This window comes from Vibrio mangrovi, from assembly GCF_024346955.1.
GTDB classification, from domain to species: Bacteria; Pseudomonadota; Gammaproteobacteria; order Enterobacterales; family Vibrionaceae; genus Vibrio; species Vibrio mangrovi.
Window position 1 is genome coordinate 545,010 of record NZ_AP024884.1, and the last position, 14,891, is coordinate 559,900.

Genomic DNA, 14,891 nt, shown 5'->3' on the forward strand with positions numbered 1-14,891 from the left:
ATTGTATGAAGAATAGTATTTTAAATACTAACGGCACATATATGGATATGTACACAAGTTGATATAAAATTGCTGTATTCGTCACTTTGTTTTATTTGTTTTTTCAGGGGGCACCGGGTGATTATGTTTGATTCTGGTTGGATTTGTGGCTGAGAATAAACATAATCAGATTCTTTACATAACGTCTGTGTCAACAAATCAGCATTGACGGAGTATTTGTTGAAGAGGATTTGTGTTGCCTGTCGGGTTTGGAAAGGGAGGACAAACCTCCCTTGAATAATTGAAATCTAATGAAAGGACAATTTATTTACCCGCAAACTGATTATTTGTTCGCGAACATATAAGTACGATAACCGCCGAGCAGATTGCGTGCTTTATATCCATTGTTAACCAACTGACGATAGGCAACGTTACCGCGTAACCCAACCTGACAGTAAATGATGATTTCTTTGTCTTTGGGTAATTCATTCATCCGTTGGCGAAGCTGATCAACCGGAATATTGACTGCGCCTTCCAGATAACCGTTTTTCAGTTCGCCGGGGTTGCGGACATCCAGCAGGATTTGATCTTCGCTGAGGTTGTCGATTTCGTCATAGTGGATTGCAACGGCATCCCCTTTGATCAGGTTTGTTGCAACAAAAGCCGCCTGATTGATGACGTCTTTGGCACTACCATAAGGTGGCGCGTAGGTCAGTTCCAGATGCTGAAGCTGTTCAACTGTCATTCCGGCCCGTTGGGCGACAGCCATAACATCAATCCGTTTGTCGATGCCGTCTTTACCAACGGCCTGAGCCCCGAAAATCTTTCCGGATTGTGGATCGAATAGCATTTTGAAAGAGACGATTTCAGCTCCGGGATAATAACTCGCATGACTTGCAGTGTGGACATAGACTTTCTCGTATGCAATCCCGTCCCGCTGAAGCTGTTTCTCGTTTTTACCGGTCGATGCGACAGCGAGATCAAAGATCTTACAGATAGCTGTTCCCTGAGTTCCCTGATAGGTTTCGTTACGGCCCAGCATATTGTCTGCGGCCATCCGTCCCTGACGGTTGGCAGGACCAGCCAATGGAACAATTGTTGGTTTCCCGGTGACGAAATCCTGTTCTTCTACGGCATCGCCAACGGCGTAGATGGACGGATCGCTGGTTTGCATGGCAGGATTGGTCACAATACCACCCAAAGCACCGATTTGTAGTCCGGCTTCCTGAGCCAGTTTGATTTCAGGCCGGACGCCAATTGCCATAATCAGTAATTCGGTTGTGAGCTGCTCATCGTTGCTGAGTGTCAGAGTCAGCTCACCCTGAATATGCTGGTGGACTTCATCTTCACCGGAGTTTTCGCTGGCAATTGAGGTCGTCGGGGCGTACTGAACCGATTTGAGTGCTGTGCCGAGGCGTAGATCGATTCCCTGATTGCGGATTTCTGCATGAGCAAAGCCAGCCATTTCCCGGTCTACCGGAGTCATAACCTGATCAGCCATCTCCAGCAGTGTTGTCGGAATCCCAAGCCGGTGGAATGCTTCCACCATTTCCAGACCGATAAAGCCACCGCCGACAACTGTTGCGTGATCCGGGCGATTGGTTGCAATCGTTTCAAGGATTTTATCCATATCCGGAATGTTGCGCAGAGAATGAGTCAGTGGGTTATTAATCCCTTCGATCGGTGGAATAACCGGAGAAGCCCCCGGACTGAGCAGTAGAAAATCATAGCTTTCCTGATACTCGCTGCCATCGGTCAAGTTTTTGATAGTTACAGTTTTTTCCTGCCGGTCAATGTGAGTGACTTCGCTCATCACCCGGACATCAACATTAAAGCGGGCCAGAAAACTTTCCGGAGTCTGTAACAATAGCTTGCTGCGTTCAGTGATCTCACCTCCGATGTGATAAGGCAGGCCACAGTTGGCAAATGAGACAAACGGGCCACGTTCGAACATGAGGATCTGAGCTTCTTCACTGAGACGGCGTGCCCGTGCGGCGGCTGAGGCGCCACCGGCAACCCCGCCGATAATTACGATTTTTGTCATAAGTAAGCCTTTTTTAAATATTCGCTCGATTTTACTATTTTAGTCCCAGTTTTTTGAGCATGAATACAGCCGGACAGATGCCGGTAAATGCGCTCTGAATCAGATTGAGCCCGACAAATACAGTCAGCCAGACAAAATAGGGATGGACGAAATAAGTCAGGATAACAGAAAGCAGCACCATGCTGCCGGCCAGAACCCGAACACCATTCTCAATAGTCATGACACACTCCTTTTGGGTGATTTCTCCTGACTATAGATCTAATAATTAGAAAAGTCTAATTTAAATTTATCTAATATTAATATTGCTAAATAAGTATTTTCTAATATTATTAAGGTAATTCATATCTGTCTTTCGGTGGTGTGTTGATGCAAGTAAATCATGAATCTGAAAAAGCAACTGACATTGAGCGAATCAAAGCCAATGCTCAGGAGGCTGCTGATTTTCTGAAAATGATGGCACATCCGGAGCGGTTGATCGTTTTGTGTCAGTTGATCCAGGGGGAAGTCGGGGTCGGGCAGCTACAGCAGAACTCAACCCTGAGTCAGTCTGCGTTGTCCCAACATCTGAAGGTTCTGAGAAAACACCATCTTGTGGTGTGCCGTAAGTCATCGCAGCAGGTTTTTTATTCACTGGCAGATACTCGTGCAATGCAAATTATCACTAGTCTACAGGAGCTGTTTTGCGGAGAATGAATAAATTATTTTGTTTTACTTTGAGGTAAGTTGTTGTGTGGTCAAATATTCCCTGGTTGTCTTTTTTCGGAGGGCTGCTGGTTGGGCTCTCTGCATTACTTCTGCTGGTTTTCAACGGCAGGATTGCTGGGATTAGTGGTGTTCTTTCCGGAGTGATTTTACCCCGGCATCGCGAATCGTTATGGAAGATATTTTTTGCGATCGGTATGGTCGCAGGCGGTGCTGTCGCAGCCTATAGTCTGGGCTTTGCAGTTCCGCAACAGTTGAATCTCTCAGTCTGGCAACTGGCTGTTGCCGGGTTACTGGTTGGGATCGGTACCCGAATCGCCAATGGCTGCACCAGTGGTCATGGTATTTGCGGTTTAGGGCGGTTATCACCGCGCTCTGTGGTCGCTACTGGCGTTTTTATGTTGGTGGCTGTAGTGACCGTATGGGTCCGTTTCCATCTTTAAAGTACGGGAGAATCAGATGAAAAAATATATGAATTGGCTGGTTGCCGGAAGTTGTGGCTTTTTGTTCGGACTCGGCATGGTGATATCAGGCATGGTGATCCCGGATAAAGTCACCGGTTTTCTGGATATAACCGGCTCGTGGGATATCAGTCTTGCTTTTGTTATGGGTGGTGCGCTGCTGGTTTTTATGCCGGGCTACTTACTGTTGGTAAAACCAAAACAACGGCCGGTAATGGCAGATGAGTTTTTATTTTCCAGTCTCCGGAGCATTGATCTCCGGCTGATTTCGGGAGCCGTGATTTTCGGCGTCGGCTGGGGTATGGCGGGTATCTGTCCGGGTCCGGCACTGGCCAGTTTGTCTTTCGGGCATCTTGGCCTTTGGGTTTTCTTTGCATCAATGATGGTCGGGCTGGGCATTTCCAGTTGTGTGTTGTGCCGGCTGAAAGGGCATAAGGTTCAGGAACAGACGGTCTGATATGGTCATGACATCCGTCATTTGATGCTGCGGTGATTGGTTTGGGATGCAATAAGTTCAGAATGGGTTCGCCAGAGGAGGGGAATCGTATGAAAAAGCGAAATGTGTGGCGATTAGGCCTATTCAGCCTGATGTGGGTGGCTTTCTATAATCAGGCTGAAACTACGCTGACGGTGAATCGGGAGACAATTCCTGAACAGGTCACATTTGACGGCGTTGTTCAGCCGGTAAATCAGGGAACGGTTGCTGCCCAGACTTCAGGACGGGTTGTCGGCATGTATGTTGATGTCAATGATGTGGTTCAGCAGGGCGATGTACTACTTGAAATCAGTGCAACTCAGCAAACTGCTTCTTACGATGCCGCTGTTGCTCAACTGAGTCAGGCGGAAGCCCAGAACCGCGAAGCTCAGACTCAGGTGAAACGGTTTCGGCAGTTGATCACCCGGGGAGCAGTTTCTCAGGGACAACTGGACTCAGCCGAAGCACGAGCCCGGACTGCGGCTGCGGCAGTCAAAGCCGCGCATGCTGAAGTGACACGGGCGAAAGATGCATTAGGTTATACCAGCATTAAAGCGCCTTATGCCGGCATCGTGACCCAGCGTCATGTGGAGCTGGGTGAGACAGTTGCTCCCGGAATGCCGTTACTCAGTGGCTATGGTATGACACCCTTACGGGTCGAAGTGCAGGTGCCGCAGCGGTATCACAATCTGGTGAAACAGGCACAACAGTTTGCGATTCAGTCCCCGGATGGCAGTCTGGTGCAACCGACACAATATACACTGTTCCGTTATGCTGATCCGCAATCTCATACATTTACCATTCGTTTAAGACTGGCTGACGGCAGTGAAGGTGAACTGACACCGGGAATGTGGGTGAAAGCCATTTTCCATACCGGTGACCGTGATGCGCTGCTGGTGCCGAAAACTGCGGTGATCCGCCGGGGTGAATTGAGTGCGGTGTTTCGCCTGAAAGGGGAACAGCAGGCATTGAATCCGGTTCGGGTTGGTCAGGAATACGGTGAGTCCGTTGAAATCCTGTCCGGGCTGGAAGTGGGTGATCAGATCGTTGCCAATGCTTTCCCGACGGAAGCACAGTAAGAGGGACAGTGCTATGGAAAGAAAACTGGGAATTTCCGGGCGTATTGCAGCAATGTTTCAGCATTCGGCGATTACGCCGCTGCTGGCACTGGTTGGTCTGCTCATGGGTGTTTTTGCCGTGATGGTGACACCAAAAGAAGAAGAGCCACAAATCGATGTCACTTTTGCTGATATTTTTATTCCTTTTCCCGGCGCATCTCCGGCAGAAGTTGAACATTTGGTGACCAATCCTGCCGAACAGATTGTTTCGGAGATTCAGGGAATTGATAACATCTATTCTTTTTCACAGCCGGATGGGGCTTTGATTGTTGCGATCTTTAAAGTCGGTGTCTCACGAAATGATGCGGTTGTACGTACCTATAACAAGCTTTACTCCAATAAAGACTGGATGCCGGCTGGTGTCGGAGTGGGTGAGCCGGTCATTAAACCCCGGGGAATCGAAGATGTTCCGATCGTCAGCCTGACATTAAGTGATCCGGGCAATCACATGAGCCAGCAGCAACTGACAGAAGTTGCTCATGGTCTGGAAACGGAGCTGAAAAGAATTGATGGCACCCGGGATATCTATACGGTCGGCGGGCATGACATGATCGTCGATGTCCGGCTTGATCCGGCGCGTATGAATAGCTTCGGTATTACGATTGATCAGCTGAATCAGGTTTTTCAGTCCGCCAATGTTCGTTCTCCACAGTTGACTGTTACTCAGGATAATCAGGCGATCCCGGTCCGGGTCGGGCAGTTTTTACACCGGGTAGATGATGTCAGGCAACTGGTTGTCGGGTTACATAATGCTGCTCCCGTTTATCTGAGTGATATTGCCAGTGTGAGTATGGGTGGCGACACGCCGGCTCATAATGTCTGGACCAGTGATAAGTCCACCATTACTCCGGCAGTGACAATTGCGATTGCCAAGAAAGCTGGTGAAAATGCGGTAGATGTTGCCCAAAGTGTTGAAGCACGTTTACAGGTACTGGAAAATCAGTTAATCCCTGCGGATGTCAAAGTTGATGTCACCCGAAACTACGGGAATACTGCATCGGAAAAAAGCCATACGCTGATTGGGAAACTAATGTTTGCAACCTGTGCGGTTGTTATTCTGGTGCTGCTGACCATGGGATGGCGTGAAGCGATTGTCGTTGGGATCGCTGTGATGATCACCTTGATGATTACTCTGTTTGCTTCGTGGGCATGGGGTTTTACCATCAACCGGGTTTCTCTTTTTGCACTGATCTTTTCTATCGGTATTCTGGTCGATGATGCGATTGTGGTGGTGGAGAACATTCACCGGCATATGTCTTCGAAATCGGATAATTTTTCCGTCCCCTACGCGGTTGATGAGGTTGGCGGCCCGACGATTCTGGCTACATTTACTGTTATTGCTGCGCTATTGCCGATGGCATTTGTGACCGGATTAATGGGGCCGTATATGAGTCCAATTCCGATCAATGCCTCGATGGGGATGTTTATCTCACTGGCTGTTGCCTTTATTCTGACACCCTGGCTGGCGGTTAAGCTATTACGCCATAAATCTCATACTCAGGAGAAAGAACCGAGTATGGCGATTGTTCAGCGCATTATGGCTCCTTTTGTTCTGTCAGCACATCAACGGCGTAATCGCTGGTTGCTTGGCGGCGGAGTGATTGTGCTGATTCTGGGATCGGTTCTGCTGCCCGTTTATCAGGCTGTCGTTCTGAAAATGTTGCCGTTTGACAATAAATCTGAATTTCAGGTGATACTGGATATGCCAGATGATACTGCACTGGAACGGACACAGCGGGTTTTATTCGAGCTGGGAACCGTACTGAATCAGTCTCCTGAAGTGCATGACTATCAAATCTATGCCGGAACTGCGGCGCCGATGAATTTTAACGGTCTGGTCAGGCATTACTTTACCCGGTCTTCTCCTTATCAGGGCGACATTCAGGTGAACCTGCTACCGAAAGGGGAACGGGATAAAGACAGTCATCAGATTGCCGGAGAATTACGGCCGAAGCTGGTTGAGGTTGCTAAAGCATTCGGCGGTAAGGTGAAAGTTGTTGAAGTACCGCCCGGCCCGCCGGTCTGGTCACCGATTCTGGCTGAAGTCTATGGACCGACAGATACGGTACGTACCGAAGCTGCCAGACAGATTCGTCAGTTGTTTGAGGCCAGTGCGGATATTGTTGATGTGGATATTTATCTGCCGGAGCCTCACCAGCAGTGGCAGGTGAAGATTGACCGCAGTAAAGCGGCACACTATCAGGTCTCTTACGCATCAATTGTCAATACACTGGCAGCCGCAGTCGGCGGACAGCCGGTTAGTTATCTGCATACGGATTACAGCAAATATCCGGTACCGATCCAGATTCAGGCGACAGAAGGTGATAAGGCGAACCTGACTCAGTTGCTTGAGATGCGTGTAGCCGGGCAGAGCGGTCAGTCTTATCCGCTGTCTGATTTGGTTAGCATCCATAAAGTCGCAGCGGACGATTATATCATGCATAAGAATCTGGTTCCGATGGTCATGGTGGTTGGTGATATGTCAGGTCATACCGACAGTCCTCTTTACGGAATGTTTGAAATTGCGACCCGGATGAAAACACTGCCTTTCCCGGTTGAGCAGAATTATATTCATCAGCCTTCGGGTCTGAGTCAGATCTCCGTATTATGGGATGGAGAATGGAAGATTACTTATGAAACCTTCCGGGATATGGGGATTGCGTATGCAGTCGGAATGATCCTGATCTATCTGTTAGTGGTGGCACATTTCAAATCGTATCTGACGCCGCTGATTATTATGGCGCCCATTCCGCTGACCATTATCGGTGTGATGCCGGGACATGCACTGCTACAGGCACAATTCACGGCGACTTCGATGATCGGTATGATTGCGCTGGCAGGGATTATCGTACGTAATTCAATTCTGCTGGTGGATTTCATCCGTCAGGAGCATGAACAGGGAATGGCGTTTTCCGAGGCGGTGATTAACTCGGTTAAAGTGCGGGCAAAACCGATTTTGCTTACAGCACTGGCTGCGATGATTGGTTCACTGTTTATTCTGGATGATCCGATTTTTAATGGTTTGGCGATTAGTCTGATTTTCGGGGTTTTTGTATCGACGTTGCTGACACTGATTGTGATTCCGGTATTGTACTTTTCTTTTATGAAGGAAAGGCGTTTATGAGAAAACGTCATCCATAGAAAAACACTTCACTGACGGGGAAAATCACGTTCCGTAACCATCCGTTGATTTTGCCCGAACAGACAATAATTGCAGCCCTGAGAAAGGGCTGCAATTGCCCTTCCCGAACGTGTATAAATTATGAGAATAGTTGTTTATATACTAAGTTATTATGAATGAAAATGTAACGAGCCGCACAGGATCTACCATATTTCCCTTCTGTTTGTCGAAAAAAATCTCAATTTTCAGTGCTGTATTTTTATAAATGAGATCTGCTGATAAATAATCGTGCTTATCTTATCCATTAGCTGTGCTTTGTTGATCCTGATCAATACATGCATAGGGTGCTTCTCGTTAAATGCACTACAATATGTAGTGTTACTTGGCAGATATGAAACCCTATATCGTGTGTTTTACTAAAAATGGACGGAAGAGGGGTAAGGAGATAAAGTGAAACCTATCGTAATCAAACGTGATGGCTCAAGAGCGGCGTTTCATCGGGACAGAATTCAGGCTGCTGTTGAAGCCGCTGCTGAACATACTGATAAAGAACTGGCAATTTATGCCTTAAACGTTGCCCTGGCTGTCGAGTTAAAGCTCGAGGATTACAAAGAAGTTCACATTGCAGAGATTCAGACGCTGGTCGAAAACGAGCTGATGCAGGGACCATACAAATCCCTGGCGCGTTCTTATATTGAATATCGTCATGATCGTGATATTGCCCGGGAGAAACAGAGTGCTTTGACCCGTGAAATTGAAGGATTGATTAACGAAAGCAATGCCGACCTGCTGAATGAAAATGCGAACAAAGACGGTAAAGTGATTCCGACACAGCGTGATTTACTGGCCGGGATTGTCGCAAAACACTACGCAAAAACCCGCATTCTTCCCAGAGATATTGTACAGGCACACGAAGCCGGCGATATTCACTACCATGATTTGGACTACGCACCTTTCTTCCCGATGTTTAACTGTATGCTGATCGATTTGAAAGGAATGCTGACTCATGGGTTCAAAATGGGGAATGCTGAGATTGATACGCCAAAATCTATCTCGACAGCTACAGCGGTTACGGCTCAGATTATTGCACAGGTTGCCAGCCATATTTACGGTGGAACGACTATCAACCGTATTGATGAAATTCTGGAACCTTATGTACTGGCAAGCTACAACAAGCACCTTGCTATTGCCCACGAGTGGGACGTTCATGATCCAGAAGCATTTGCGACAGCCCGGACTGAAAAAGAGTGTTATGACGCTTTCCAGTCTCTGGAATATGAAGTGAACACCCTCCATACAGCTAATGGTCAGACACCATTTGTCACCTTCGGTTTTGGGCTGGGAACCAGCTGGGCATCCCGGTTGATTCAGCAATCCATTCTGAAAAACCGGATTGCAGGTTTGGGTAAAAACCATAAAACTGCTGTCTTCCCTAAACTGGTTTTTGCTATTAAAGAAGGATTAAATCATCAGGCCGGTGATCCGAATTATGATATTAAGCAACTGGCTCTTGATTGTGCAACCAAGCGGATGTATCCGGATATTCTGAACTATGACAAAGTCGTTGAAGTAACGGGTTCTTTTAAAACGCCGATGGGTTGCCGAAGTTTCCTCAGTACTTATGAAGAACAGGGCGAACTGGTGCATGATGGTCGGAATAATCTGGGTGTCGTCAGCCTGAACCTGCCCCGGATTGCATTACAGGCCAAAGGTGATCTTACCCGTTTTTATGAAATTCTTGATGATCGTCTGCTGCTGGCCCGCCGGGCTCTGGAAACCCGTATCAGCCGTCTGGAAAAAGTCCGGGCCAGAGTTGCTCCAATTCTGTATATGGAAGGTGCCTGCGGTGTCAGACTAAAAGCTGACGAGCCGATTGCTCATATCTTTAAAAACGGACGGGCATCCATTTCGTTGGGCTATATCGGGATTCATGAAACGATCAATGCATTATTTGGCGATCAGCAACACCTCTATGACAATCAAATGCTCCGCGATGAAGCGCTTAAAATTATCGGTTATCTGAAAGCAGCAACGAACCGTTGGGCAGAAGAAACCGGTTATGGTTTCAGTCTTTACGGAACACCGAGTGAAAACCTGTGTAATCGCTTCTGTAGCATTGATACCAAAGAATTTGGTGTGATTGATGGTGTGACGGATAAAGGCTATTACACCAACAGCTTCCATCTGGATGTCGAGAAAAAAGTGAATCCGTACGATAAGATCGACTTTGAAATGCCGTATCCGGCAATTTCCAGTGGTGGTTTCATCTGTTACGGCGAATTTCCGAACATGCAGCGCAATATTGAAGCGTTAGAGAATGTCTGGGATTACAGCTATAGCCGGGTGCCTTACTACGGAACTAACACACCAATTGACGAATGTTATGAGTGCGGTTATGCCGGGGAGTTTTCCTGTACCAGTAAAGGATTTGTCTGTCCGAAATGTGGCAACCATGATCCTGCAAAAGTTTCAGTGATTCGCCGGGTATGTGGTTATCTGGGCAGCCCTGACGCACGTCCGTTTAATTTCGGTAAACAGGAAGAAGTTAAACGACGGGTAAAACACCTGTAGCAGTCAGTGATTGTGGAGCGAAAATCGCATGAATTACCACAAATATCATCCGATTGATGTGGTGAACGGGCCGGGAACACGCTGTACTTTGTTTGTTTCCGGTTGTGAGCACCACTGCAAAGGATGTTATAACCAGAGTACCTGGTCGTTGCGCTCCGGTTTTCCTTATACGGAAGAACTGGAGGAGCATATTATCCGGGATTTAAATGATACGAGAATTTACCGCCGCGGCTTGTCACTGTCCGGCGGTGATCCGCTTCACCCTGAAAACGTTCCGGTGATTCTCCGCTTGGCAAAGCGTGTAAAACGGGAATGTCAGGGGAAAGATATTTGGCTATGGACCGGTTACCGGCTGGATGAACTCAATGAGGCACAACGTGAAGTGCTGGATTGGATCGATGTACTGGTTGACGGAAAGTTCGAACAGTCTCTGGCTGATCCGGCTCTGGATTGGCGGGGCAGTTCGAATCAAATTATTCATACGCTGAATCTGGATGAGTAATTATTACGCAGTGACTGTATCTTGAAGCCACTTGCGTATAGAATAATATGCACCAATGCGATATTTTTCAGTCTGGCAATACCGCAAGGATGTATATGAAAAAAACTATGAAAATAATAATGCTTTGTTGCTTGGGTTTGTCTTTCACTCTACCCGCTGAAGCCAGTAGCTGTCTTAAAGGTCAGCCGTGTGGCAATATTCAGAAAAGCGCCAACCACCAATTACAGTCATCAGCAGCTTCCCAGAAAGCTAACCGGAAAAAACTTTACCGGGGAGCAGGGAACTATCTTGTGACGGCAAAACGATTAAATGTTCGTGGCGATAACTTACTGGATGGTCGTCCGGTAGGTCAGTTGGAATACGGCGAAAACATCTATGTTTATCGTTTTTCCCATGGCTGGGCCATGATTACTTTTAAAAATGAAGTTGCTTGGGTGAGTGGTCGGTATCTGAGATATCAACAGTCCGAATTATGAACGAATAACCGGATTGATCGTTTTCTCATTCAAATTGTTTTTCTATTAAAACGGCCGGATTATTCCGGCCGTTTTGTGTTTATTGACTAAGCTAAGGCTAAGGATTTACTGTCAGTGGTGGGGCGATATCGCTACCACCTAGTGCCTGATACAATGTTGCCTGAACATTGTACTGATTGTAACGATTCTCCAGTAATGACTCCTGTGCACTTCGCTGAGTCTCCTGTGCATCCAGCCAGTCCCGGATACTGACTGCTCCATGACGATACTGACTGGCATAAATCTGTTCGGCGGCTGTTGCGGCATCATACTGTTCTTTGAGTTTGAGTCCCTGATACTGATAATGCTGCTTCGCGGAAAGGGCGTTATCAACATCCTTCATCGCGGTATAAAGTGTCTGTCGATAATTCACCACCGCTGTCTGATAATCCATCTGTGCAATTTCTCTGTTCAGATTCATTTTGTTCCATTGCAGAAAAGGCAGGACAATCTCTGCTCCCAGAGTACCAAGCGGATCGGTCAATAGATCCCGCAGTTGTGATGAAGAATCACCAACAGAACCTGTGAGTGTCAGGGTCGGAAAATATCCGGCAATTGTTGCATCACTGGTTGCCAGCGCTGACTTCAGCTCATAGAGTGCAGCTTTGACGTCTGGCCGTCTGACCAGCAAATCAGCCGGGACACCAGCGGCAACCTCTGGAATTGGTTCTTGTGGCAGCGACTGGATTTGCAGCGTACTTGGTTCTGGCGGCTGATTGAACAGAATTACCATTGAGTTCTCAGCCTCTTTCAACGACTGGAGCAGTTCACTATGGGCTGCCTCTTGTCCGGATAAACTGCGCTGGGCTTCCAGAACATCCAGTTCAGAAACGGCACCACTGTGATACTGACGCTGTGTCAAATCCAGTATCTGTTTTGCATAAGCGATACTTTTATTGCTCAACGTCACCCGGTCTTTCAGGTAGCCGACCTGCCAGTATAGTGAGGCAGTGGTTGATGCCAGACTTTGTGCCGTACTTTCCCGATCCGCAGCTCTGGCAATCGCTGTCCAGTGAGATGCATCGACGGATGAAGAGATACGTCCCCATAGATCCAGTTCATAGCTGACAGAGAGATTCGCTGAGTAGCTTTTAGTGTGATTTCCTGAATCGAGGTTCCTCGACCGGGATGCGGAAAAAGTGGATGACAGCTCGGGATATTGCTCGGTTTCACTCAATCCTGCTTCCAGACGTGCTTTCTGAAGTGTTAGTGTCGCCAGAGCCAGATCATTATTGGTGAGCAATACCTGCTGGATGAGACGATTCAGTTCCGGGTCGCCGAATTGCTTCCACCACGGATCCATTCGAACCTGTTCGTTGATCTTTTGGGTTTGCCATGTGGTTGGAATCTCAACCTGAGGAGGAGTGAATTCCGTTTGTGTCAATGTACTACAAGCCGATAGCAGCAGAGTACTGAGAGCGGTGCTAAGGAATGGTTTGAGCATGGTTGAATTCATGAGTTATTCCCTTGCAAGTGCTTCGACCGGATCCAGACGAGCTGCATTACGGGCAGGTAAAAATCCGAACAGAATGCCGATGAGCGTAGAACAGAGAAATGCGGTGACAATTGATGTGGTTGAATAAATCATCTGGAAATTCCCGCCACTGTAAGAAAAAATAACCCCGATCAGGTAAGCAAGCATAATACCGAGAACGCCACCACAAAGGCAGACAAGTACCGCTTCAATCAGAAACTGGCGCAGAATATCACTTTGTCTGGCTCCGACTGCCATCCGTACTCCAATTTCTTTCGTCCGCTCAGTAACTGAAACCAGCATAATGTTCATGACACCAATTCCACCAACGATCAGAGAGATGACGGCAATCGCTGAAATCAGCAGGGCCATTGTCGCAGTGGTTTTTTCGATATTCTGACGGATAGTATCCGTGTTGATGGTAAAGAAATCCTGAGTACCGTGACGCATTTTTAGTAAAGAGATGATAGCCTGTTCGGCTGCGCTACTTGGGGCGGAATCATTGATCCTGACCGTAAGTCGGTTCAGATGAGGCTGACCGAGCATCCGACCGGAAACTGTGGTATACGGAACCCATACTTTGAGAGAGTCATTATTGCCGAAAGCACTTTCTCTGGGCTTGGTCACGCCGATAATCCGTACCGGCAACGTATTAAGAAAGATGACCTGACCGATTGGGTTGCTGTCCGGGAAGATCTCTTGCCTGGTATTGTCATCAATGATCGCTTCCTGAGCCAGGGACTGGACACTCTGTTTGTCCCAGTATTGACCACTGTCTATTTCATAGCCTCTGACCCGGAAATATTCCGGCCCGACACCTTCAATGCTTGCCGTGACCGCCTGATTGGTATAACGAATGGTAACGCTTGTGTTAATTGATGGTGTGACACTGTCAACAAAGGGAAGGCTTTTCAGGGCTTCACCATCGCTGGCTTTCAATGTCCTGATTCGATCAGAGCGCCGATCACCAAAGCCTTTTCCCGGTAGAATATCAATGGTATTTGTCCCCATGGAACTGATATTTTTCAGAATGGCTTGTCGTGAGCCAGTTCCCAGAGCAACAACCGATACGACAGATGCAATACCGATAATAATACCAAGCATAGTCAGAAAGGTTCTGAGGCGATGGCTCGACATCGCTAGTAAAGCCATCTTGAATGCTTCAGTGTAGCGATCCCAGTTAAACCAGCGGTGACTCTGCGAAGACTTGTTCTGTTGCAGAGAGCCTTGCCGGTTGTTGTGATGTCGTTGATCACTAATGATCTCTCCATCTTTAATTTCAATGATGCGATCTGCAAACTGAGCTACATGCATGTCATGAGTCACAATGATAATCGTGTGACCATCCTGATGCAGTTCCTGTAACAGTTGCAGCATTTCATCGCCACTGTGGCTATCCAAAGCCCCGGTTGGTTCATCGGCTAATATGACGTCTCCGCCATTTATCAGAGCCCGGGCGACGCTGACTCGCTGCTGCTGACCGCCACTGAGCTGATTGGGTTTATGATCCAGACGTTCTCCCAGCCCGAGACGAGTCAGTAATTGCCGGGCCCGATCTCTGCGTATTTTTCGATCCTTACCTGCGTAGACCGAAGGCACTTCAACATTATCGACAGCTGTTAAGTCTCCCAACAAGTGATAGCGCTGAAAGATAAATCCAAAATATTCCCTGCGTAGTTGAGCTAATTCATCGCCACTCATTGACGATGTATCTTGTCCGTTAATCCGATAATTACCTTGTGATGGTTTGTCGAGACAGCCAAGAATATTCATCAGTGTCGATTTCCCCGAACCGGAGGCTCCGACAATCGCGACCATTTCTCCCCGTTCAATGGTGAGTTCGATGTCTTTCAGTACGGTCAGCGTCTGATCCCCGGCGGGAAAAGACCGGGATACGCCGGACAGATGGAGTAATGCTTCTCTCATCTT

The 14,891-nt window shown here is 47.7% G+C and carries 12 protein-coding genes; 8 read left to right on the plus strand and 4 right to left on the minus strand.

All coding sequences use genetic code 11. From position 1 onward, the window contains the following. Positions 1 to 322: 322 nt before the first annotated feature. Positions 323 to 2,023, minus strand: a complete 1,701-nt coding sequence (locus OCU74_RS18635; protein WP_087480871.1) for an FAD-dependent oxidoreductase — start codon at positions 2,021 to 2,023, stop codon at positions 323 to 325. A 34-nt stretch (positions 2,024 to 2,057) separates the two neighbouring features. After that, positions 2,058 to 2,243, minus strand: a complete 186-nt coding sequence (locus tag OCU74_RS18640) for a YgaP family membrane protein (protein ID WP_087480870.1) — start codon at positions 2,241 to 2,243, stop codon at positions 2,058 to 2,060. Positions 2,244 to 2,389: 146 nt separating this feature from the next. On the opposite strand from OCU74_RS18640, the gene OCU74_RS18645 reads away from it, so the two are divergent. The 8 genes from OCU74_RS18645 (at position 2,390) to OCU74_RS18680 (ending at position 11,449) form a co-directional block, all read left to right on the plus strand. After that, complete coding sequence (locus OCU74_RS18645; RefSeq protein ID WP_087480869.1) at positions 2,390 to 2,716, plus strand: ArsR/SmtB family transcription factor; 327 nt, start codon at positions 2,390 to 2,392, stop codon at positions 2,714 to 2,716. A 35-nt stretch (positions 2,717 to 2,751) separates the two neighbouring features. Then, complete coding sequence (locus tag OCU74_RS18650) at positions 2,752 to 3,168, plus strand: YeeE/YedE family protein (protein ID WP_087480868.1); 417 nt, start codon at positions 2,752 to 2,754, stop codon at positions 3,166 to 3,168. Positions 3,169 to 3,184: 16 nt separating this feature from the next. Beyond that, entirely contained in the window at positions 3,185 to 3,643 is a 459-nt protein-coding gene (locus OCU74_RS18655; RefSeq protein ID WP_087480867.1) for a YeeE/YedE family protein, read from the plus strand. An 89-nt stretch (positions 3,644 to 3,732) separates the two neighbouring features. Then, positions 3,733 to 4,740 (plus strand): efflux RND transporter periplasmic adaptor subunit, encoded by a 1,008-nt coding sequence (locus tag OCU74_RS18660; protein WP_087480866.1) that lies wholly within the window; start codon positions 3,733 to 3,735, stop codon positions 4,738 to 4,740. A 13-nt stretch (positions 4,741 to 4,753) separates the two neighbouring features. Next, the gene (locus tag OCU74_RS18665) at positions 4,754 to 7,903 is read left to right on the plus strand and encodes an efflux RND transporter permease subunit (protein ID WP_087480865.1); all 3,150 of its coding nucleotides are present in this window, start codon (positions 4,754 to 4,756) and stop codon (positions 7,901 to 7,903) included. Between the two features lie 447 nt (positions 7,904 to 8,350). Next, positions 8,351 to 10,471, plus strand: coding sequence for an anaerobic ribonucleoside-triphosphate reductase (gene nrdD, locus OCU74_RS18670; RefSeq protein ID WP_087480864.1), 2,121 nt, complete (start codon positions 8,351 to 8,353; stop codon positions 10,469 to 10,471). Between the two features lie 28 nt (positions 10,472 to 10,499). Next, a complete protein-coding gene (nrdG, locus tag OCU74_RS18675; protein WP_087480863.1) occupies positions 10,500 to 10,973 on the plus strand; it encodes an anaerobic ribonucleoside-triphosphate reductase-activating protein in 474 nt (157 codons plus the stop codon). A gap of 107 nt (positions 10,974 to 11,080) precedes the next feature. Continuing rightward, the gene (locus OCU74_RS18680; RefSeq protein ID WP_143693180.1) at positions 11,081 to 11,449 is read left to right on the plus strand and encodes an SH3 domain-containing protein; all 369 of its coding nucleotides are present in this window, start codon (positions 11,081 to 11,083) and stop codon (positions 11,447 to 11,449) included. A 97-nt stretch (positions 11,450 to 11,546) separates the two neighbouring features. Here the strand turns inward: OCU74_RS18680 and OCU74_RS18685 are convergent, their stop codons facing one another. Continuing rightward, positions 11,547 to 12,944: an efflux transporter outer membrane subunit gene (locus OCU74_RS18685; RefSeq protein ID WP_087480861.1), complete on the minus strand. Its 1,398-nt coding sequence runs from the start codon at positions 12,942 to 12,944 to the stop codon at positions 11,547 to 11,549. Between the two features lie 3 nt (positions 12,945 to 12,947). Then, entirely contained in the window at positions 12,948 to 14,888 is a 1,941-nt protein-coding gene (locus tag OCU74_RS18690) for a MacB family efflux pump subunit (RefSeq protein WP_087480860.1), read from the minus strand. Positions 14,889 to 14,891 lie beyond the last annotated feature (3 nt).

Excerpts from the sequence above, each read along its gene's own strand:
- OCU74_RS18635 (WP_087480871.1), bottom strand. The coding sequence starts at position 2,023 with ATGACAAAAATCGTAATTATCGGCGGGGTTGCCGGTGGCGCCTCAGCC.
- OCU74_RS18640 (WP_087480870.1), bottom strand. The coding sequence starts at position 2,243 with ATGACTATTGAGAATGGTGTTCGGGTTCTGGCCGGCAGCATGGTGCTG.
- OCU74_RS18645 (WP_087480869.1), top strand. The coding sequence starts at position 2,390 with ATGCAAGTAAATCATGAATCTGAAAAAGCAACTGACATTGAGCGAATC.
- OCU74_RS18655 (WP_087480867.1), top strand. The coding sequence starts at position 3,185 with ATGAAAAAATATATGAATTGGCTGGTTGCCGGAAGTTGTGGCTTTTTG.
- OCU74_RS18660 (WP_087480866.1), top strand. The coding sequence starts at position 3,733 with ATGAAAAAGCGAAATGTGTGGCGATTAGGCCTATTCAGCCTGATGTGG.
- OCU74_RS18665 (WP_087480865.1), top strand. The coding sequence starts at position 4,754 with ATGGAAAGAAAACTGGGAATTTCCGGGCGTATTGCAGCAATGTTTCAG.
- nrdG (WP_087480863.1), top strand. The coding sequence starts at position 10,500 with ATGAATTACCACAAATATCATCCGATTGATGTGGTGAACGGGCCGGGA.
- OCU74_RS18680 (WP_143693180.1), top strand. The coding sequence starts at position 11,081 with ATGAAAATAATAATGCTTTGTTGCTTGGGTTTGTCTTTCACTCTACCC.
- OCU74_RS18685 (WP_087480861.1), bottom strand. The coding sequence starts at position 12,944 with ATGAATTCAACCATGCTCAAACCATTCCTTAGCACCGCTCTCAGTACT.
- OCU74_RS18690 (WP_087480860.1), bottom strand. The coding sequence starts at position 14,888 with ATGAGAGAAGCATTACTCCATCTGTCCGGCGTATCCCGGTCTTTTCCC.